The sequence below is a fragment of the Shigella sp. FC1567 genome (genome assembly GCF_001743015.1).
In the GTDB taxonomy this organism is placed as follows: Bacteria; Pseudomonadota; Gammaproteobacteria; order Enterobacterales; family Enterobacteriaceae; genus Escherichia; species Escherichia coli.
Genome location: NZ_MIIV01000521.1, coordinates 1 through 18719, shown reverse-complemented (window position 1 = coordinate 18719; position 18719 = coordinate 1). Strand labels below are relative to the sequence as shown.

21 protein-coding genes and 6 pseudogenes are annotated in these 18719 nt (G+C 51.2%); 16 read left to right on the top strand and 11 right to left on the bottom strand.

Annotated features, from left to right (window positions below; all coding sequences use genetic code 11):
* The coding region (locus BHE85_RS23745) for an IS3 family transposase (protein WP_033555117.1) at window positions 1–257 on the bottom strand (257 nt) is incomplete at its 3' end.
* Between the two features lie 31 nt (window positions 258–288).
* Here BHE85_RS23745 and BHE85_RS23740 point away from each other — a divergent pair.
* The 12 genes and pseudogenes from BHE85_RS23740 (at window position 289) to rcsA (ending at window position 8699) form a co-directional block, all read left to right on the top strand.
* Window positions 289–672 carry a flagellar assembly protein FliH gene (locus BHE85_RS23740; protein WP_256385333.1) on the top strand — a complete coding sequence of 128 codons (384 nt, stop codon included), beginning with the start codon at window positions 289–291 and terminating at the stop codon, window positions 670–672.
* Window positions 672–2040, top strand: a pseudogene (gene fliI, locus BHE85_RS23735) (flagellar protein export ATPase FliI). Before BHE85_RS23740 ends, fliI begins: the two are co-directional and overlap by 1 nt.
* An 18-nt stretch (window positions 2041–2058) precedes the next feature.
* Window positions 2059–2502, top strand: coding sequence for a flagellar export protein FliJ (fliJ, locus tag BHE85_RS23730; protein WP_000807582.1), 444 nt, complete (start codon window positions 2059–2061; stop codon window positions 2500–2502).
* Entirely contained in the window at window positions 2499–3626 is a 1128-nt protein-coding gene (locus BHE85_RS23725) for a flagellar hook-length control protein FliK (RefSeq protein WP_000620063.1), read from the top strand. The genes fliJ and BHE85_RS23725 overlap by 4 nt, the downstream gene beginning before the upstream one ends.
* A gap of 104 nt (window positions 3627–3730) precedes the next feature.
* Complete coding sequence (gene fliL, locus BHE85_RS23720) at window positions 3731–4195, top strand: flagellar basal body-associated protein FliL (protein WP_000133114.1); 465 nt, start codon at window positions 3731–3733, stop codon at window positions 4193–4195.
* A gap of 4 nt (window positions 4196–4199) precedes the next feature.
* Window positions 4200–5204, top strand: a complete 1005-nt coding sequence (gene fliM / locus BHE85_RS23715) for a flagellar motor switch protein FliM (RefSeq protein ID WP_001295641.1) — start codon at window positions 4200–4202, stop codon at window positions 5202–5204.
* Complete coding sequence (gene fliN, locus BHE85_RS23710; RefSeq protein WP_001282097.1) at window positions 5201–5614, top strand: flagellar motor switch protein FliN; 414 nt, start codon at window positions 5201–5203, stop codon at window positions 5612–5614. Before fliM ends, fliN begins: the two co-directional genes overlap by 4 nt.
* 2 nt (window positions 5615–5616) lie before the next feature.
* Entirely contained in the window at window positions 5617–5982 is a 366-nt protein-coding gene (gene fliO, locus BHE85_RS23705; protein ID WP_004982751.1) for a flagellar biosynthetic protein FliO, read from the top strand.
* Window positions 5982–6650, top strand: coding sequence for a flagellar type III secretion system pore protein FliP (fliP, locus tag BHE85_RS23700; protein ID WP_004982802.1), 669 nt, complete (start codon window positions 5982–5984; stop codon window positions 6648–6650). The genes fliO and fliP overlap by 1 nt, the downstream gene beginning before the upstream one ends.
* A 77-nt stretch (window positions 6651–6727) precedes the next feature.
* The gene (gene fliQ / locus BHE85_RS23695; RefSeq protein ID WP_000187358.1) at window positions 6728–6997 is read left to right on the top strand and encodes a flagellar biosynthesis protein FliQ; all 270 of its coding nucleotides are present in this window, start codon (window positions 6728–6730) and stop codon (window positions 6995–6997) included.
* Between the two features lie 8 nt (window positions 6998–7005).
* A complete protein-coding gene (gene fliR / locus BHE85_RS23690; RefSeq protein WP_000983994.1) occupies window positions 7006–7791 on the top strand; it encodes a flagellar biosynthetic protein FliR in 786 nt (261 codons plus the stop codon).
* Between the two features lie 284 nt (window positions 7792–8075).
* Window positions 8076–8699: a transcriptional regulator RcsA gene (gene rcsA / locus BHE85_RS23685; RefSeq protein ID WP_000103987.1), complete on the top strand. Its 624-nt coding sequence runs from the start codon at window positions 8076–8078 to the stop codon at window positions 8697–8699.
* Window positions 8700–8742: 43 nt separating this feature from the next.
* On the opposite strand, the gene dsrB is transcribed toward rcsA, so the two are convergent.
* Window positions 8743–8931 carry a protein DsrB gene (gene dsrB, locus BHE85_RS23680; RefSeq protein WP_000867217.1) on the bottom strand — a complete coding sequence of 63 codons (189 nt, stop codon included), beginning with the start codon at window positions 8929–8931 and terminating at the stop codon, window positions 8743–8745.
* A gap of 162 nt (window positions 8932–9093) precedes the next feature.
* Here dsrB and yodD point away from each other — a divergent pair.
* Window positions 9094–9310: pseudogene (gene yodD / locus BHE85_RS23675) on the top strand (peroxide/acid resistance protein YodD).
* A 297-nt stretch (window positions 9311–9607) separates the two neighbouring features.
* A complete protein-coding gene (locus BHE85_RS23670) occupies window positions 9608–10423 on the top strand; it encodes a mannosyl-3-phosphoglycerate phosphatase-related protein (RefSeq protein WP_000491513.1) in 816 nt (271 codons plus the stop codon).
* Here BHE85_RS23670 and dgcQ read toward each other — a convergent pair.
* The 3 genes and pseudogenes from dgcQ to BHE85_RS23650 all read right to left on the bottom strand — a co-directional run bounded on the left by dgcQ (window position 10420) and on the right by BHE85_RS23650 (window position 13462).
* Window positions 10420–12113, bottom strand: a pseudogene (gene dgcQ / locus BHE85_RS26490) (cellulose biosynthesis regulator diguanylate cyclase DgcQ). The gene BHE85_RS23670 and the pseudogene dgcQ sit on opposite strands and share 4 nt — an antisense overlap.
* Window positions 12114–12283: 170 nt before the next feature.
* Window positions 12284–12466 carry a YodC family protein gene (locus BHE85_RS23655; protein WP_000009307.1) on the bottom strand — a complete coding sequence of 61 codons (183 nt, stop codon included), beginning with the start codon at window positions 12464–12466 and terminating at the stop codon, window positions 12284–12286.
* Window positions 12467–12544: 78 nt separating this feature from the next.
* Window positions 12545–13462, bottom strand: a complete 918-nt coding sequence (locus BHE85_RS23650) for a DUF808 domain-containing protein (RefSeq protein WP_000922695.1) — start codon at window positions 13460–13462, stop codon at window positions 12545–12547.
* Between the two features lie 172 nt (window positions 13463–13634).
* On the opposite strand from BHE85_RS23650, the gene yedA reads away from it, so the two are divergent.
* Window positions 13635–14555, top strand: a complete 921-nt coding sequence (gene yedA / locus BHE85_RS23645) for a drug/metabolite exporter YedA (protein WP_001212248.1) — start codon at window positions 13635–13637, stop codon at window positions 14553–14555.
* Here yedA and vsr read toward each other — a convergent pair.
* The 4 genes and pseudogenes from vsr to drpB form a co-directional block, all read right to left on the bottom strand.
* A pseudogene (gene vsr, locus BHE85_RS23640) lies at window positions 14544–15013 on the bottom strand (VSPR family DNA mismatch endonuclease). The gene yedA and the pseudogene vsr sit on opposite strands and share 12 nt — an antisense overlap.
* Window positions 14994–16412, bottom strand: coding sequence for a DNA-cytosine methyltransferase (gene dcm, locus BHE85_RS23635; protein WP_039064074.1), 1419 nt, complete (start codon window positions 16410–16412; stop codon window positions 14994–14996). The pseudogene vsr and the gene dcm overlap by 20 nt, the downstream one beginning before the upstream one ends.
* A 65-nt stretch (window positions 16413–16477) precedes the next feature.
* Window positions 16478–17173, bottom strand: a complete 696-nt coding sequence (locus tag BHE85_RS23630) for a phosphohydrolase (RefSeq protein ID WP_000365568.1) — start codon at window positions 17171–17173, stop codon at window positions 16478–16480.
* Window positions 17174–17212: 39 nt separating this feature from the next.
* A complete protein-coding gene (gene drpB, locus BHE85_RS23625) occupies window positions 17213–17494 on the bottom strand; it encodes a cell division protein DrpB (protein ID WP_001297704.1) in 282 nt (93 codons plus the stop codon).
* Between the two features lie 645 nt (window positions 17495–18139).
* Between drpB and BHE85_RS27905 the strand changes: the two are divergent.
* Window positions 18140–18259: pseudogene (locus tag BHE85_RS27905) on the top strand (hypothetical protein); the annotation flags it as partial.
* On the opposite strand, the pseudogene BHE85_RS23615 reads toward BHE85_RS27905, so the two are convergent.
* Both BHE85_RS23615 and BHE85_RS23610 read right to left on the bottom strand, forming a co-directional pair.
* Window positions 18251–18475: pseudogene (locus tag BHE85_RS23615) on the bottom strand (integrase core domain-containing protein); the annotation flags it as partial. The pseudogenes BHE85_RS27905 and BHE85_RS23615 overlap by 9 nt on opposite strands.
* Before the next feature lie 9 nt (window positions 18476–18484).
* On the bottom strand, window positions 18485–18719 hold a 235-nt coding region (locus tag BHE85_RS23610), incomplete at its 5' end, for an integrase core domain-containing protein (RefSeq protein WP_146627965.1).

Genomic DNA, 18719 nt, shown 5'->3' with positions numbered 1-18719 from the left:
TTTTTTAATATTTCATTCTCCATTTCAATGCGTTGTAGCTTTTTCCTCAGCTTACGTATTTCGATTTGTTCTGGTGTTATCGGAGAGGCTTTTGGTGTTTTGCCCTGACGCTCATCACGCAGTTGTTTGACCCATCTTGTCATTGTGGAAAGGCCAACATCCATAGCTTTGGCGGCATCTGCCACCGTGTATTTCTGGTCAACAACCAGTTGAGCGGATTCGCGTTTAAACTCTGCGCTAAAATTTCTTTTTTTCATTGGAGCACCTGTGTTGTTCTGAGGTGAGCATATCACCTCTGTTCAGGTGGCCAAATTCAGTGTGCCACTTCAGATTGCTTCGCGCCTGATGCAGATGGCGCTGGAGGCAGCACGTCAGGTCATCGGTCAGACGCCAACAGTGGATAACTCGGCACTCATCAAACAGATCCAACAGTTGTTGCAGCAAGAACCGTTATTCAGCGGTAAACCACAGCTGCGCGTGCACCCGGATGATCTGCAACGTGTGGATGATATGCTCGGCGCTACCTTAAGTTTGCATGGCTGGCGCTTGCGGGGCGATCCCACCCTCCATCCTGGCGGCTGTAAAGTCTCCGCCGATGAAGGCGATCTCGACGCCAGTGTCGCCACTCGCTGGCAAGAACTCTGCCGTCTGGCAGCACCAGGAGTGGTGTAATGACCACGCGCCTGACTCGCTGGCTAACCACGCTGGATAACTTTGAAGCCAAAATGGCGCAGTTGCCTGCGGTACGTCGCTACGGGCGATTAACCCGCGCTACCGGGCTGGTGCTGGAAGCCACCGGATTACAATTGCCGCTCGGCGCAACCTGTGTGATTGAGCGCCAGAACGGCACTGAAACGCACGAAGTAGAAAGTGAAGTCGTTGGCTTTAACGGTCAACGGCTGTTTTTAATGCCGCTGGAGGAAGTCGAAGGTGTCCTGCCCGGCGCGCGTGTTTATGCCAAAAACATTTCGGCAGAAGGGCTGCAAAGCGGCAAACAGTTACCGCTCGGTCCGGCGTTATTAGGTCGTGTTCTGGACGGCAGCGGTAAACCGCTCGATGGCCTCCCCCGATACGACGGAAACCGGTGCGCTGATTACCCCGCCATTTAACCCGTTGCAACGTACACCGATTGAACATGTGCTGGACACCGGCGTGCGCCCAATCAATGCCCTGCTTACCGTTGGGCGTGGGCAGCGTATGGGGCTGTTTGCCGGGTCCGGCGTTGGTAAAAGTGTGCTGCTGGGGATGATGGCACGTTACACCCGCGCCGATGTCATTGTCGTGGGTTTGATTGGTGAACGCGGACGCGAAGTAAAAGATTTTATTGAGAATATCCTCGGTGCCGAAGGGCGTGCACGCTCCGTGGTGATTGCCGCTCCGGCGGATGTTTCTCCTCTCCTGCGAATGCAGGGTGCCGCCTATGCCACGCGCATTGCCGAAGATTTTCGCGATCGTGGTCAGCATGTGTTGCTGATTATGGACTCCCTCACCCGCTACGCGATGGCCCAGCGTGAAATTGCGCTGGCGATTGGCGAACCACCCGCCACTAAAGGTTATCCCCCGTCGGTGTTTGCCAAATTACCGGCACTGGTCGAGCGTGCCGGAAATGGCATTAGCGGCGGCGGATCGATTACCGCGTTTTATACCGTGCTCACTGAAGGCGATGACCAGCAGGACCCCATTGCCGACTCTGCGCGGGCAATCCTCGACGGTCACATTGTGCTGTCTCGCCGACTGGCGGAAGCCGGGCACTATCCGGCTATCGATATTGAAGCGTCGATCAGCCGCGCAATGACGGCGTTGATCAGTGAGCAACATTACGCGCGAGTGCGCACCTTCAAACAGCTGTTGTCGAGTTTTCAGCGTAACCGCGATCTGGTTAGCGTCGGCGCGTATGCCAAAGGCAGCGATCCGATGCTCGACAAAGCCATCGCCCTGTGGCCGCAGCTGGAGGGCTATTTGCAACAAGGCATTTTTGAACGCGCGGACTGGGAAGCGTCTCTCCAGGGGCTGGAGCGTATTTTCCCGACAGTGTCATAACCCAGGAGATAACGGCAGATGGCAGAACATGGCGCGCTGGCGACCCTGAAAGATCTGGCAGAAAAAGAGGTAGAGGATGCCGCGCGCCTGCTGGGTGAAATGCGTCGCGGGTGTCAGCAGGCGGAAGAACAGCTCAAAATGCTGATCGATTATCAGAATGAATATCGCAATAACCTCAACAGCGATATGAGTGCCGGGATGACCAGCAACCGCTGGATCAACTATCAGCAGTTTATCCAGACGCTGGAAAAAGCCATTACTCAGCATCGCCAGCAACTTAATCAGTGGACGCAGAAAGTTGACATTGCCCTGAACAGCTGGCGAGAAAAGAAACAACGTTTGCAGGCCTGGCAGACACTGCAGGAACGGCTATCCACGGCGGCACTGCTTGCAGAAAACCGCCTCGATCAGAAAAAGATGGATGAGTTCGCCCAGCGCGCCGCCATGAGGAAACCTGAATGATTCGCTTAGCGCCCTTAATTACCGCCGACGTTGACACCACCACATTGCCTGGCGGCAAAGCCAGCGATGCTGCACAAGATTTTCTCGCGTTGTTGAGCGAAGCATTAGCAGGCGAGACAACTACCGACAAAGCGGCCCCCCAGTTGCTGGTGGCAACAGATAAGCCCACGACAAAAGGCGAGCCGCTGATCAGCGATATTCTTGCCGACGCGCAACAAGCGGATTTACTGATCCCCGTGGATGAAACACTGCCTGTCATCAACGACGAACAATCCACATCAACACCGTTAACCACCGCTCAGACGATGACGTTGGCTGCGGTGGCTGACCAAAATACGACAAAAGACGAAAAAGCGGATGATCTGAATGAAGACGTCACCGCAAGCCTGAGCGCCCTTTTTGCGATGTTGCCGGGTTTTGACAATACGCCCAAAGTGACTGATGTGCCGTCAACCGTGTTACCGGCAGAGAAACCAACGCTCTTCACAAAACTGACTTCTGCGCAACTCACAACAGCACAGCCTGATGATGCCCCCGGCACGCCAGCTCAGCCATTAACACCGCTGGTAGCAGAAGCCCAGAGTAAAGCGGAAGTCATCAGCACACCGTCACCGGTGACCGCTGCCGCCAGCCCGCTAATTACTCCACACCAGACACAGCCACTGCCCACCGTCGCCGCGCCTGTTTTGAGTGCACCGCTGGGTTCTCACGAATGGCAACAATCATTAAGCCAGCATATTTCGCTGTTCACCCGCCAGGGGCAACAAAGTGCAGAGTTGCGTCTGCACCCGCAGGATTTAGGTGAAGTGCAAATCTCCCTCAAAGTGGATGATAACCAGGCGCAAATCCAGATGGTTTCACCGCATCAGCATGTACGCGCCGCGCTGGAAGCAGCGCTTCCGGTACTGCGTACGCAGCTGGCCGAAAGTGGCATTCAGTTAGGGCAAAGCAACATCAGTGGCGAAAGCTTTAGTGGTCAGCAGCAGGCCGCTTCCCAACAACAGCAAAGCCAACGCACAGTAAACCATGAACCTCTGGCGGGGGAAGACGACGATACGCTTCCGGTTCCCGTCTCTTTACAAGGGCGTGTAACAGGCAACAGCGGCGTTGATATTTTCGCCTAACGTCAGAGGTAGCACCGTAATCCGCGTCTTTTCCCCGCTTTGTTGCGCTCAAAACGCAGGATAATTAGCCGATAAGCAGTAGCGACACAGGAAGACCGCAACACATGACTGATTACGCGATAAGCAAGAAAAGCAAGCGATCGCTTTGGATCCCGATTCTGGTATTCATTACCCTCGCGGCCTGTGCCAGCGCAGGTTACAGCTACTGGCATTCGCATCAGGTTGCCGCTGACGACAAAGCGCAGCAACGCGTCGTACCCTCCCCGGTCTTCTACGCGCTGAATACCTTCACGGTCAATTTGGGCGATGCGGATCGCGTGCTTTATATCGGCATAACCCTGCGCCTGAAAGATGAAGCTACCCGCTCGCGGCTGAGTGAGTATTTGCCGGAAGTCCGTAGCCGTTTGCTGTTACTGTTTTCGCGTCAGGATGCTGCCGTACTGGCGACAGAAGAAGGCAAGAAAAACCTGATTGCCGAGATTAAAACCACGCTTTCCACCCCGCTTGTTGCCGGGCAACCGAAACAGGATGTCACCGACGTGCTGTATACCGCTTTTATTCTGCGATAACGACATGGGCGATAGTATTCTTTCTCAAGCTGAAATTGATGCGCTGTTGAATGGTGACAGCGAAGTCAAAGACGAACCGACAGCCAGTGTTAGCGGCGAAAGTGACATTCGTCCGTACGATCCGAATACCCAACGACGGGTTGTGCGCGAACGTTTGCAGGCGCTGGAAATCATTAATGAGCGCTTTGCCCGCCATTTTCGTATGGGGCTGTTCAACCTGCTGCGTCGTAGCCCGGATATAACCGTCGGGGCCATCCGCATTCAGCCGTACCATGAATTTGCCCGCAACCTGCCGGTGCCGACCAACCTGAACCTTATCCATCTGAAACCGCTGCGCGGCACAGGGCTGGTGGTGTTTTCACCGAGTCTGGTGTTTATCGCCGTGGATAACCTGTTTGGCGGCGATGGACGCTTCCCGACCAAAGTGGAAGGTCGCGAGTTTACCCATACCGAACAGCGCGTCATCAACCGCATGTTAAAGCTGGCGCTTGAAGGCTATAGCGACGCCTGGAAGGCGATTAATCCGCTGGAAGTTGAGTACGTGCGTTCGGAAATGCAGGTGAAATTTACCAATATCACCACCTCGCCGAACGACATTGTGGTTAACACGCCGTTCCATGTGGAGATTGGCAACCTGACCGGCGAATTTAATATCTGTCTGCCATTCAGCATGATCGAGCCGCTACGGGAATTGTTGGTTAACCCGCCGCTGGAAAACTCGCGTAATGAAGATCAGAACTGGCGCGATAACCTGGTGCGCCAGGTGCAGCATTCACAGCTGGAGCTGGTCGCCAACTTTGCCGATATCTCGCTACGCCTGTCGCAGATTTTAAAACTGAAACCCGGCGACGTCCTGCCGATAGAAAAACCTGATCGCATCATCGCCCATGTTGACGGCGTCCCGGTGCTGACCAGTCAGTACGGCACTCTCAACGGTCAGTATGCGTTACGGATAGAACATTTGATTAACCCGATTTTAAATTCTCTGAACGAGGAACAGCCCAAATGAGTGACATGAATAATCCGGCCGATGACAACAACGGCGCAATGGACGATCTGTGGGCTGAAGCGTTGAGCGAACAAAAATCAACCAGCAGCAAAAGCGCTGCCGACGCGGTGTTCCAGCAATTTGGCGGTGGTGATGTCAGCGGAACGTTGCAGGATATCGACCTGATAATGGATATTCCGGTCAAGCTGACCGTCGAGCTGGGCCGTACGCGGATGACCATCAAAGAGCTGTTGCGTCTGACGCAAGGGTCCGTCGTGGCGCTGGACGGTCTGGCGGGCGAACCACTGGATATTCTGATCAACGGTTATTTAATCGCCCAGGGCGAAGTGGTGGTCGTTGCCGATAAATATGGCGTGCGGATCACCGATATCATTACTCCGTCTGAGCGAATGCATCGCCTGAGCCGTTAGTGATGAATAACCACGCTACTGTGCAATCTTCCACGCCGGTTTCTGCTGCGCCACTGCTGCAGGTCAGCGGCGCACTCATCGCCATTATTGCCCTGATCCTCGCTGCTGCCTGGCAGGTAAAACGGTTGGGATTTGCCCCGAAACGCACTGGCGTTAACGGTCTGAAAATTAGCGCCAGTGCTTCGCTGGGCGCGCGTGAACGGGTTGTGGTGGTCGATGTGGAAGATGCACGGCTGGTGCTCGGCGTTACCGCAGGGCAAATCAATCTGCTGCATAAACTTCCCCCTTCAGCACCAACAGAAGAGATACCGCAGACCGATTTTCAGTCGGTCATGAAAAATTTGCTTAAGCGTAGTGGGAGATCCTGATGCGTCGTTTGTTGTCTGTCGCACCTGTCCTTCTCTGGCTGGTTACGCCCCTCGCCTTCGCGCAACTGCCGGGTATCACCAGCCAGCCGCTGCCTGGCGGTGGACAAAGCTGGTCGCTCCCGGTGCAGACGCTGGTGTTCATCACCTCGTTGACGTTTATTCCGGCAATTTTACTGATGATGACCAGTTTCACCCGCATCATCATTGTTTTTGGTTTATTGCGTAACGCGCTGGGAACGCCCTCCGCGCCACCTAACCAGGTATTGCTGGGGCTGGCACTATTTTTGACCTTTTTTATTATGTCACCGGTGATCGACAAAATTTATGTCGATGCGTACCAGCCATTCAGCGAAGAGAAAATATCAATGCAGGAGGCGCTGGAAAAAGGGGCGCAGCCGCTACGTGAGTTTATGCTGCGTCAGACCCGTGAGGCAGATTTAGGGTTGTTTGCCAGACTAGCGAATACCGGCCCGTTGCAGGGACCTGAAGCCGTGCCGATGCGCATTTTGCGCCCGGCCTACGTGACCAGCGAGTTGAAAACCGCATTTCAGATAGGCTTCACGATTTTCATTCCTTTTTTGATTATCGACCTGGTGATTGCCAGCGTGTTGATGGCATTGGGGATGATGATGGTCCCCCCGCCACCATTGCTCTGCCCTTTAAACTGATGCTGTTTGTACTGGTGGATGGCTGGCAATTGCTGGTCGGTTCGCTGGCGCAGAGCTTTTACAGCTAGAGAGGCAAAATGACACCTGAATCGGTCATGATGATGGGGACTGAAGCGATGAAAGTCGCGCTGGCACTGGCTGCCCCGCTGTTGCTGGTGGCGCTGGTCACGGGCCTTATCATCAGTATTTTGCAGGCCGCCACGCAGATCAACGAAATGACGCTGTCGTTTATTCCAAAAATCATCGCCGTATTTATTGCCATTATTATTGCCGGACCGTGGATGCTCAATCTGTTGCTGGATTACGTCCGCACCTTGTTCACTAACCTGCCGTATATCATCGGGTAGGCCGTACAATGATGCAGGTGACAAGCGATCAATGGCTTTCCTGGTTAAGCCTGTACTTCTGGCCGTTACTGCGCGTGCTGGCGCTCATTTCTACCGCACCAATTCTGAGCGAACGCAGCGTGCCGAAACGGGTAAAACTGGGGCTGGCAATGATGATCACGTTCGTCATTGCCCCATCATTACCTGCCAACGATGTTCCTGTTTTTTCGTTCTTTGCTCTGTGGCTGGCCGTGCAGCAGATCCTGATCGGCATTGCGCTTGGTTTTACCATGCAATTTGCCTTTGCCGCTGTGCGAACCGCTGGCGAAATTATCGGTCTGCAAATGGGGCTGTCATTTGCGACGTTTGTCGATCCGGCCAGCCATCTCAATATGCCCGTTTTAGCGCGTATCATGGATATGCTGGCGTTACTGCTGTTCCTGACATTTAACGGTCATTTATGGTTGATTTCACTGCTGGTCGATACCTTTCACACCCTGCCAATTGGTGGCGAACCGTTGAACAGCAATGCGTTTCTGGCACTCACCAAAGCGGGGAGTTTGATTTTCCTTAACGGGCTGATGCTGGCGTTACCGCTCATTACTCTGCTGCTGACCCTGAATCTGGCATTAGGTTTACTGAATCGTATGGCCCCGCAATTATCCATTTTTGTTATTGGATTTCCATTAACTCTGACTGTCGGTATCTCTTTAATGGCGGCATTAATGCCGTTAATTGCACCTTTTTGCGAACATTTATTCAGTGAGATGTTTAATTTGCTGGCTGATATTATTAGTGAATTGCCATTAATATAATTCCGTAACGTTTATCATGTTATCCTAAGGATTATCCGAAAAATAATACCTACGAACATCTTCCAGGATACTCCTGCGGCGAAATATTTGTTTTAAGCTCACTCACATATCGCAACATTTACTTTAAGACAATTCCAGGCAAATTATACAACACTTTACGGGATAGTAAGTCCGCCTGAAAAATCGCGAGAGTGGCGCATTAGGTGACCCATGTTGTTCCGTTTAGTCATGATGAAATATTCAGGTAAGGGGAATTATCGTTACGCATTGAGTGAGGGTATGCCATGTCAACGATTATTATGGATTTATGTAGTTACACCCGACTAGGTTTAACCGGGTATCTGTTGAGTAGAGGGGTTAAAAAAAGAGAAATCAACGACATTGAAACCGTTGATGACCTTGCCATAGCTTGTGATTCACAGCGCCCTTCAGTGGTGTTTATTAATGAGGACTGTTTCATCCATGATGCTTCTAACAGTCAGCACATCAAGCACATCATTAATCAACATCCCAATACGTTATTTATCGTTTTTATGGCAATTGCCAATGTTCATTTTGATGAATATCTATTGGTCAGAAAAAATTTATTGATAAGTTCTAAATCGATTAAACCGGAATCTCTCGACGATATCCTTGGCGATATTCTGAAAAAAGAGACAACGATAACCTCTTTTTTAAATATGCCGACGTTATCATTGAGCCGAACCGAATCGAGTATGTTGCGAATGTGGATGGCAGGTCAGGGAACCATTCAAATCTCTGACCAAATGAATATCAAAGCCAAGACCGTTTCATCGCATAAAGGTAATATTAAACGTAAGATCAAAACGCATAATAAACAGGTTATCTACCATGTCGTCCGACTGACGGATAATGTGACTAATGGTATTTTTGTCAACATGCGCTAACACATTCTGACTGGTGGTTTCCCACCAGTCAGGCTGAATAAGATTACTCTGCTTTCTCCACAAAGATACCGTCCTGATGCCCTGCTTCATTAAAGAACCAGATGCCGAGCGGGTAGTCTTCCAGCGAAACCAGGTACATTGTGCCTTCACTAAACTCCTCAACTGCTAGTACCACGCCAGGACGACGCGGACCGCCATCCGTTTTGACTGTTACCCGATCATTCACCTTCATCGTTTTCCTCCTGTGGCTTTGTGCCAGTGTAGAACAATTTCGTTTTTCTGGCAGCGCCAGGCGCGCGCGAGTGCTGATTTTCTCGACGGTCTATACTTAAGAGATGCCAGGCGGACTTAACGACTGGCGGCAACAACAGAGTAACGGTTGCGAGGAAAGATGATGAAAACCGCAAAAGAGTACAGCGATACCGCAAAACGTGAGGTCAGCGTCGATGTCGATGCCCTGCTGGCGGCGATCAATGAAATAAGTTCATCGCAGCCAGAACGATTCTGAACACGTTAGCGTCGATGGACGTGAATATCATACATGGCGTGAATTGGCGGATGCCTTCGAACTGGATATTCATGACTTCAGCGTCTCTGAAGTGAATCGTTGAATGCACAATAAAAAAATCCCGACCCTGAGGGGGTCGGGATGAAACTTGCTTAAGCAAGAAGCACTTAAAAAATTCGTTACACCAGGAAATCTGATGTGTTCATCACCTTATCCGCAATTTTTTTCGCTGACAAGAAAATATTCGCGATATGAATGATTAACGCTACTTATGAATAGAAATGTGACGTGCGTCACCCCTTGGTGGCTCTGGCGTCAACGGGATCGCTCCCGAAAAAATCATCTTTGATTATTTGTGCTGTTTTGAGAATCATCCTGGTAAGGGGAGAACTGCGCGACCATGTTTTCAATTCAACAACCACTACTGGTTTTTAGCGATCTTGATGGCACCCTGCTGGACAGTCATAGTTATGACTGGCAACCGGCTGCCCCCTGGCTCAGCCGTTTACGCGAAGCGAATGTTCCCGTCATTCTCTGTAGCAGTAAAACTTCAGCGGAAATGCTGTACTTGCAAAAAACGTTGGGGTTACAAGGGGTACCACTGATTGCCGAAAATGGCGCAGTGATCCAGCTTGCTGAACAATGGCAGGATATAGACGGTTTTCCACGCATCATCTCAGGTATTAGCCATGGCGAAATCAGCCAGGTTTTAAATACGCTACGCGAGAAAGAACATTTTAAATTCACGACTTTCGATGATGTCGACGATGCAACCATCGCCGAATGGACGGGATTAAGCCGTAGCCAGGCGGCGCTGACGCAGCTGCATGAGGCGTCGGTAACGCTAATCTGGCGCGACAGTGACGAGCGTATGGCACAATTTACCGCTCGTCTGAACGAACTGGGCTTACAGTTTATGCAGGGTGCGCGCTTCTGGCACGTCCTGGATGCCTCTGCCGGAAAAGATCAGGCCGCCAACTGGATTATCGCGACCTATCAACAATTATCAGGCAAACGCCCAACCACACTTGGCCTGGGCGATGGGCCAAACGATGCGCCCTTACTGGAGGTAATGGATTACGCGGTGATTGTGAAAGGGCTAAACCGTGAAGGGGTGCATCTGCATGATGAGGATCCGGCCCGCGTCTGGCGAACGCAGCGTGAAGGACCGGAAGGATGGCGTGAAGGGCTGGACCATTTTTTCTCCGCTCGTTAAGCGTTATCGCTCGCGCATACCCGATTACGCCCGGCCTGTTTAGCGAGATAAAGCCGACGGTCAGCCAGTGACTGGAGTTGTTCAAAATCATAATCACCGGCTTCCTCGCTGCTACTTACCCCCAACGAGGCACTGATGCGTATCGTCGTACTCTTAGCAATCAACATCTCTTTTTCATTTAACTTCAGGCGAATACGTTCTGCGACTTCCGCAGCCTCCGTCAGACTCGCGCCTGGCAGAATCACACAAAACTCCTCACCACCGACCCGCCCGGCAACGTCCTGCGCACGCAAGGAACTGCTAATTAATCCGGCAGCATGAGAAAGAACACGGTCGCCCGCCTGATGACTAAAGCGGTCATTAATCGCTTTAAAATGGTCAAGGTCGACCTGAATGACAGAAAAAGGATGTTGGTGCGTCTGACACAATTTCGCGAGCGGACGAGCTTTTTCAAACAGTGCGCCACGATTATATAAACGGGTTAAGGTGTCGTGCCACGCCTGCCACTGCAACGAGCTTTGCAGAACATACATGTTGCTAACCATCCGGCGAATCACATACCAGGAGATGAGTAACATGGTGGTAAAGAGCGCCCACAGCAGGGTTAATGCAATGCTGATACTGCCGAAATCGCCGCGCACGCCTTCGCTTAGCGTATGGACGCGCACCAGCACACCGTCGAAATGGTCCAGACGTTCCCAGCTAACATAGCGACTGTCCATACGAATGCCGCCCCGCGTGTCATGTTCCATCGCCTGCGCCAGCAAGGCCAGTTCACGAGGATCAAAAATATTCCCTGTTGGATGGTCAGGATTGGAAGAGGTCAAAAATCTCAGCTTACTGTCATAGAGCTGATACTCACCATCGAGGTTTTTATCGATGGCGTTTCTTAAAAATTGCTGCATGGTACGCACGGGAATACTCATCCCCAGCACGCCATACCAGTAGTTATTACTGTCTACCGAACACTGACGGTAACCTGCGGTTCAGTATTGCTGGCGTGTTCCGGTTGCGAAGTAAACCAGCGTACCGCGCGGTGACGATTTTCTCATTGCGAATGGCCGATAAACCAGGGTTGGGTGACATAGCCGTAATAACGCGTTGGTACATTGCGCGTAAACAAGGTCGGCTGCGTCGAAACGTAAAATCCGGCACGCGAGACATACATCGCCTGTTCAACCATCGACGAGGTGTTGTGCGCCAGTCGCAGCAAGTAACCAACTTCCAGTGCAGCGGTAATTTCATTGTCGAGGCTTTCATTTTCGCGAGACAGGAGATTCCCCTCGCTGACTAATGCATCCGATACGCCATTGACTGACAGGGTGCGTCGTCGGTTGAGTTCAATTTGCCAGGCGTGCTCGTCGCGATGCTGTTCGAACTCGGTTACAGCATTACGCAGTGAAGTGAAATCCAGTGGCGCTACGAGAGCTTCGCGCATGCCATTACGCAAAAAGATCAGTTTGTCGACGTTATACTGCAAATGCTTATCGAGCGCGTTGGCTACGTTTTCCAGATGATTACGCTGACTGGAGATATAGGCATCTTCCAGCACTACCACTTCACGCCAGGTCAGCAAGGTGGAAAAAAGCAATACCACGATAAAGCAGAGATTAACGACATGACCAGGCCCCAGGCGGCGTGCGATTTTTTTCAACCAGCTCTGGTTTTCCATTTTTGTCTCGTGCTGCACCCTGACGACTCCCAACCTGCTTTTTTATGATTCTGGCATAACCTGGCGATAGCGTACCGCAAAACAGCGATAATTTTATAATGGTGGCATGATAAGACGCGACTATCATTCATTGCAGGCATTGGCACACCAGGCCGGAAGTGATCCGGCCTGGTGTTAATGATACCCTTTCAAACTTCTTCCGCAGAACGACTCCCCTCCCCCGGAACAAGCTCGGTTTCATGAAAAGCTTCCCGCTTGACCCCGTAACCGTCATACCAACGACACTCAACCATACCGCTGGAGTATCCGGTGACAATCATCCGCGGGCCGCCCTCTTTAACCGTAACTTCCTCACTAACCATAAAGCTCATACTCGCCTCCTTTTTTCGAGTGAAACTTGTTCACCTTAGTTGAAGATGGCGAATTTTGCATAATAGCCTGTGCGAGTATTAATGTGCCTGACCGCGTATTTTCGCTACGGCTTTCACTCCCAGCACCACGATGCCGCCGATGATAAATCCAAGAATCAGATTTAAAACAGTCGGTAATATCATCGCCACCACTGCACTTTGCTGCCCAGCGAAATGTTCAATGGCGTGATGCAGCGGCGCAATACCATGTACCACAATCCCGCCGCCGACGAGGAACATCGCCAGCGTGCCGACAATCGATAACGCTTTCATCAGCCAGGGCGCAATGATCAATAACCCTTTACCTAATGCCTGCATCAGCGCGCTGGATTTTTCCGCCAGCCAATACCCCAGGTCATCAATCTTAACGATAACCCCTACCAGACCGTAGACGCCCACGGTCACTACCAGCGCGATGCCTGAAAGCACCAGCACCTGATTAAGCAACGGCGCTTCGGCCACAATCCCCAGCGTGATGGCGACGATTTCGGCAGACAATATAAAATCGGTACGAATCGCCCCTTTTATTTTGTCCTTTTCAAACTTCAGCGAATCCTGCGCCGCCAGCTTCTCCAGACGCTGCTGGCTCTGCGCCGGATCTTCTTTATGTTTACGCGCCTCCAGCATATGCAGCACTTTCTCTACTCCTTCAAAGCAGAGAAACGCGCCACCAATCATCAACAGAGGCGTAATCGCCCACGGGATAAACGCACTGATGATCAGCGCCAGCGGCACCAGAATCACTTTATTAATCAGCGATCCTTTCGCCACGCCCCAGACCACGGGAAGTTCCCGGTTGGCCCGCACGCCTGAAACTTGTTGCGCATTGAGCGATAAGTCATCCCCTAATACACCGGCGGTTTTCTTCGCCGCCAGTTTGCCCATCACGGAGATATCGTCCAGTAGTGTGGCGATATCATCGAGCAACGTCAGTAAACTACTCCCGGCCAAAAGCATTCCCTCTCATTTTTATTGTTGAAGGGTGTAAGTATGAAGCAAAAACGGCAGCTCTGATACTTGCTTCACAGGTCAACATTTTTTTAACAATCAAGTGCAATTATATCTCTCGCCAGCAGAATGATTTTCACGTTTACTATGAACCACCTTTTTATTTCCACCGTGAGGGATTATGCGTTTCCGCCAGTTGTTACCGCTTTTTGGCGCGCTGTTTGCGTTGTATATCATTTGGGGCTCAACCTATTTTGTCATTCGGATTGGCGTGGAAAGCTGGCCTCCGTTAATGATGGCAGGCGTTCGATTCCTGGCAGCCGGTATTTTATTGATGGCATTTTTGCTACTGCGCGGACACAAGCTCCCCCCGCTACGTCCGCTGCTCAATGCCGCGCTGATTGGCCTGTTATTGCTGGCTGTCGGTAATGGCATGGTGACGGTTGCCGAGCATCAAAATGTTCCTTCCGGCATCGCCGCCGTTGTGGTTGCAACCGTGCCCCTCTTTACCCTGTGCTTCAGCCGCCTGTTTGGCATTAAAACGCGCAAATTGGAATGGGTGGGTATCGCCATTGGGCTTGCCGGAATCATCATGCTCAATAGCGGTGGAAATTTAAGCGGCAATCCGTGGGGCGCGATTCTGATTTTAATCGGCTCGATTAGCTGGGCGTTTGGCTCGGTTTATGGCTCGCGCATTACCTTACCTGTAGGGATGATGGCGGGTGCGATTGAGATGCTGGCGGCAGGCGTGGTGTTAATGATCGCGTCGATGATTGCAGGTGAAAAACTGACGGCGCTCCCTTCCCTTTCAGGCTTCCTTGCGGTCGGCTATCTGGCGCTGTTTGGTTCGATTATCGCCATCAACGCTTATATGTATTTAATCCGTAATGTCAGTCCGGCTCTCGCCACCAGCTACGCCTACGTTAACCCGGTGGTCGCGGTCTTGCTGGGTACGGGACTGGGCGGAGAGACGCTGTCGAAGATTGAATGGCTGGCGCTCGGCGTAATTGTCTTCGCGGTGGTACTGGTCACGTTGGGAAAATATCTCTTCCCGGCAAAACCCGTAGTTGCGCCAGTTATTCAGGACGCATCAAGCGAGTAAATGAATCCCCTGCGTGTCGATCTGCGCGCTGGCACCTTCGCCGCAGATCCACTCTTCCAGACGCTCGGTAAGCGCTTCATCCGTCAGCTTCTCGCGCCCACGTAATGCACACTCCCAGACAATCAGTACGCGCCAGCCGAGTTCCTGCAAACGACTGATATCGCGCGATCGCGTTCAACATTTTTACCTATCTTCTCCAGCCAGAACTCGGTTCGAGTCGCAGGCACTTTAAACAGATAGCAGTGATGATGATGCCAGAAGCAGCCATGGGTAAATATCACGCAGCGATATTCATCAACGACAAAATCCGGGCTTCCGGGCAGACTGGCGTCCTGAACGCGAAACGCCAGGCCCTGCCCGGTTAACAGACTGGCGAGGCGCTTCTCAATCGCCGTATCACGCGTGGCAATCGCGCGCATATTTTTGCTGCGAGTGGCCTTATCGTGAACGTCGGCCATGTTGTGCCTCTTGCTGACGCAACGCCACCGCCTGTTTGATTTTTGGCTCAAGCAGTTTTGCCACCGCGGCAAAGACCGGCACGACCACCGAGTTACCGAACTGGCGATAGGCCTGAGTGTCCGAAACCGGAATGCGGAATTTCGCTTCTCCCGGCGCTTCAAAACCCATTAAGCGCGCGCATTCCCGAGGCGTTAACCGACGTGGACGATGTTGCTGATTCAGCGGATCGTCAAAGTCTTTCTCACCTTTGGCCATATCCCAGCCGCGATCGATTAAAATTTCCGCGCCATCTTTGTAATAACGCGCAGACAGCGTACGCGTGACGCTTTGCGGATTGTTCGGATAAACCATTCCATAACCGAAGCCGTTACCGCGCGCCTGATGTTTTTTCGCATATCGATAGAGGTACTTCCACAGCACCGGCGTCAGGATATATTTCGCCTCGACCATCGGGTCCAACAGCTGCGCCAGCGTCACTCGCTGTGCAGGGAAACATTCGCTGATATCACGCAGAGTAAAATCGGCTTTCAGATTAAGATCGCGACGAAAACCCACCAGCACGATGCGTTCACGGTGCTGCGGCAGAAAATGTTTACCATCGATGATTTTCGGATCGTCCGGCCCGTTATCTTCTGCATCAGCCACGTCATAGCCCAGTTCGTCCAGCATCTGCATGATGATGCGGAACGTTTTACCCTGGTCGTGACTTTTCAGGTTTTTGACGTTTTCGAGCACAAACATCGCCGGACGACGCGCGTCGATAATGCGTACCACATCAAAAAACAGCGTGCCCTGGGTATCGCAGGCAAAACCGTGCGCCCGCCCGAGCGAGTTCTTTTTCGATACGCCAGCCAGCGAAAATGGCTGACAAGGGAAACCGGCCAGTAAAACATCGTGTTCAGGAATGTGTTGACGAATATGTTCCGCCGCCGCCTCATCACTCACGCCTTCTTTATGGCTGAGGGTGATATCGCGGATATCTTCATTAAAATGATGCGTCGCCGGATCGCAATAATGGTTGGCTTTATAAGTGCGTACCGCATGTTTGTTCCATTCGCTGGTAAACACGCATTGTCCGCCAATCGATTCAAAACCGCGACGGATGCCGCCAATTCCGGCAAATAGATCGATAAAGCGAAACGCATAATGCGGATGATGTGCCGGTGGTTTGGGTAACAACGTTTGCAGATGGGCGAACTCTTTCTCACTTAAACGGTGCCATGCCGAGTCATTCGCCAGCGCACGTTTTAAAATTGCCGCGCTCCAGTGATTCTCACCCACACCATTAAGCTGCGCCACCAGCGTTTTAACATCATAAATTTGCAGCAGTTTCTCCAGCATTGCCTGTGCGGCATTCCCGGTGCTGTATGAATCGGTTACTGATATATTTTCCTGCATAGATTTAACCGCCATCTGAGATGGCCGACAGGTTAACATAATTACAGCCATTTAGGGCCACGCGCTTATCCCGCGGGTGAAAACGCATCTATCACCTTGTGATCGACACCTTCATTCTCCCCCGCCAGTTCGGCACTGAGCTTCGCCATAAACTCGACTAAAAAATGCGCGTTGTGCTGCGCCAGCTGCTTGCCTCTTGCGGTTTGCATGGTTTGCGGTAGCTTCAGCAACTTAGTCTGGAAATGATCCAGCGCGTAGCGTTTATCATCAAGCGGGCGATGCTGTGCGAACGGATCTTCACCATCAAACAGCGCCACGCCCAATGCCCCTGAAACGGCAAACACGCGCGCCAGGCCAATCGCCCCCAGGGCTTCCAGCCGATCCGCATCCTGGACGATTTTAGCTTCCGTTGTTAAGGGGGCGATTTGCGCGCTGAAACTGTGAGCGGCAATGACATGACAAACGGCCTCGATTTTCTCCGCCGGAAATTGCTCGAACTCTTCACGGAGCAGGCGACGCGTCTCTTCTGCCGCCAGGATTGAAGAACGCTGCCTTTGCGGATGATTTTTCGCCAGGCTCACAATATCGTGAAAATAACAGGCGGTTAAAATCACCAGCATATCGACATCGTCATCTGCCGCCAGCTTCTGTGCCGTAGCCCAGACGCGGCGAAAATGACACACGTCATGGGCCGCGTCCTGGTGCTGATGATGGTTTTTCAACCAGTTTTCGAACTGTGCCTGCCAGTGTTGTAAGTCCATACGCGCTCCGTTGCCAAAGAGTCGCCACCTTAGCAGTTTTTATTCATAGCGTCTGCTACGTGCGGGACGAGGTCGGGTGTACCAGGCAATGCTGCCTAACAATGCCCCGACCAGAGCCATAAATAAAAATCCGACCAGTGCCCCTAACCACTTTCCCGCGGTAGAGCCTAAATCGCTTTCAAATCCCGACACGGGGGCATCGGGGATCCGGCTCATCACCCAGATGTAACGCGCCATTGCCCAGACGAAATAGCCACACCATGTATAGAAAGCCCACAAAGCCAGTTTGCCGCCAGGGCTGCGAGAGAGTCTCTCTTCCATCTTTGTCGAACCGTATTCCATTTTGAGATAACCCGGAAAATTCAGACTTAGTACTATTATGTGATAAAAGTCACATTTTTCCACATTGGATGAGCCAGTCAAGACTCAATCATTTTTTGAACAAATAGATAAATTTTGCGCAACGGCAGTGAATACAGGAAAAATCGTTTTGAGCGATTTTATTTATCTTTGATATCGGCTTTATTAATTCATTTAATCAATATATTAGCACTGATTACAATTATACCTTTTTATTATTCTGTGTCATGATGCTTCCGTTATTAGCCTTTTATCGTCTTGTTTATATTTTTTGGGCCGGCATGATGCCGGCTTTTTTTTTATGCCTTCATTAATGTGCGCCTGATCACACCAGCCGTTTGGCGCAACAATCATTGATACCCCCTATGTTTCCGCTCAACTCATAACATATTGATATACATTTATAATTTTCATGAATATTTATAATTCATATCTCTGAATTATATTAAATAGATTAGAAACATTTTGAAATCTTTTAAATACATTTGTTGCATGTAATACTTAAAATGAAATGAACTTCATAGAATAGTATCCAAATGTGCTTTTTTTTGGATAACGGCACTTATTGATATATTCATGAAGATTATAATCACAAGGGAATACATAATGAAAAGAAAAGTTCTGGCAATGCTGGTCCCGGCGTTATTAGTTGCTGGCGCAGCAAATGCGGCTGAAATTTACAATAAAGATGGCAATAAAGTTGATTTCTACGGCAAGATGGTTGGCGAACGCCTCTGCAAGGTTCTTTGCTGCCGTTAACCCGTCTGGTTTGGGCATGATACTGATGTAGTCACGCTTTATCGTTTTCACGAAGCTCTCTGCTATTCCGTTACTCTCCGGACTCCGCACCGCCGTGTTCTTCGGTTCAAGTCCCAACATCCGGGCGAACTGGCGTGTTTCATTAGCCCGGTAGCATGAACCATTATCCGTCAGCCACTCCACTTGAAGTGGTCAACAAAAACTGGCCACCGAGTTAGAGTTTTTCCAGTATCGATTTTCCGATTCGTTTGGGGGTAACCCACCGTTATATTCGTGCGGTCTTAGTGCGCTGTAATATCCAACGATATAGTCCGTTATGGCGTGAGCTGCCTCGCTGAAGCTTACGTAACCCACCACCGGCATCCATTCGTTCTTCAGACTCCTGAAGAAGCGTTCCATTGGGCTGTTATCCCAGCAGTTTCCGCGC

What these genes read in the sequence shown, in the direction of transcription:
- fliQ (WP_000187358.1), top strand. Translation starts at nt 6,728, where the DNA reads ATGACACCTGAATCGGTCATGATGATGGGGACTGAAGCGATGAAAGTC.
- drpB (WP_001297704.1), bottom strand. Translation starts at nt 17,494, where the DNA reads ATGGAAGAGAGACTCTCTCGCAGCCCTGGCGGCAAACTGGCTTTGTGG.
- dsrB (WP_000867217.1), bottom strand. Translation starts at nt 8,931, where the DNA reads ATGAAGGTGAATGATCGGGTAACAGTCAAAACGGATGGCGGTCCGCGT.
- fliJ (WP_000807582.1), top strand. Translation starts at nt 2,059, where the DNA reads ATGGCAGAACATGGCGCGCTGGCGACCCTGAAAGATCTGGCAGAAAAA.
- fliP (WP_004982802.1), top strand. Translation starts at nt 5,982, where the DNA reads ATGCGTCGTTTGTTGTCTGTCGCACCTGTCCTTCTCTGGCTGGTTACG.
- fliR (WP_000983994.1), top strand. Translation starts at nt 7,006, where the DNA reads ATGATGCAGGTGACAAGCGATCAATGGCTTTCCTGGTTAAGCCTGTAC.
- BHE85_RS23650 (WP_000922695.1), bottom strand. Translation starts at nt 13,462, where the DNA reads ATGCTTTTGGCCGGGAGTAGTTTACTGACGTTGCTCGATGATATCGCC.
- BHE85_RS23630 (WP_000365568.1), bottom strand. Translation starts at nt 17,173, where the DNA reads ATGGACTTACAACACTGGCAGGCACAGTTCGAAAACTGGTTGAAAAAC.
- BHE85_RS23655 (WP_000009307.1), bottom strand. Translation starts at nt 12,466, where the DNA reads ATGAGCTTTATGGTTAGTGAGGAAGTTACGGTTAAAGAGGGCGGCCCG.
- fliN (WP_001282097.1), top strand. Translation starts at nt 5,201, where the DNA reads ATGAGTGACATGAATAATCCGGCCGATGACAACAACGGCGCAATGGAC.
- BHE85_RS23725 (WP_000620063.1), top strand. Translation starts at nt 2,499, where the DNA reads ATGATTCGCTTAGCGCCCTTAATTACCGCCGACGTTGACACCACCACA.
- fliM (WP_001295641.1), top strand. Translation starts at nt 4,200, where the DNA reads ATGGGCGATAGTATTCTTTCTCAAGCTGAAATTGATGCGCTGTTGAAT.
- dcm (WP_039064074.1), bottom strand. Translation starts at nt 16,412, where the DNA reads ATGCAGGAAAATATATCAGTAACCGATTCATACAGCACCGGGAATGCC.
- fliO (WP_004982751.1), top strand. Translation starts at nt 5,617, where the DNA reads ATGAATAACCACGCTACTGTGCAATCTTCCACGCCGGTTTCTGCTGCG.
- rcsA (WP_000103987.1), top strand. Translation starts at nt 8,076, where the DNA reads ATGTCAACGATTATTATGGATTTATGTAGTTACACCCGACTAGGTTTA.
- BHE85_RS23670 (WP_000491513.1), top strand. Translation starts at nt 9,608, where the DNA reads ATGTTTTCAATTCAACAACCACTACTGGTTTTTAGCGATCTTGATGGC.
- yedA (WP_001212248.1), top strand. Translation starts at nt 13,635, where the DNA reads ATGCGTTTCCGCCAGTTGTTACCGCTTTTTGGCGCGCTGTTTGCGTTG.
- fliL (WP_000133114.1), top strand. Translation starts at nt 3,731, where the DNA reads ATGACTGATTACGCGATAAGCAAGAAAAGCAAGCGATCGCTTTGGATC.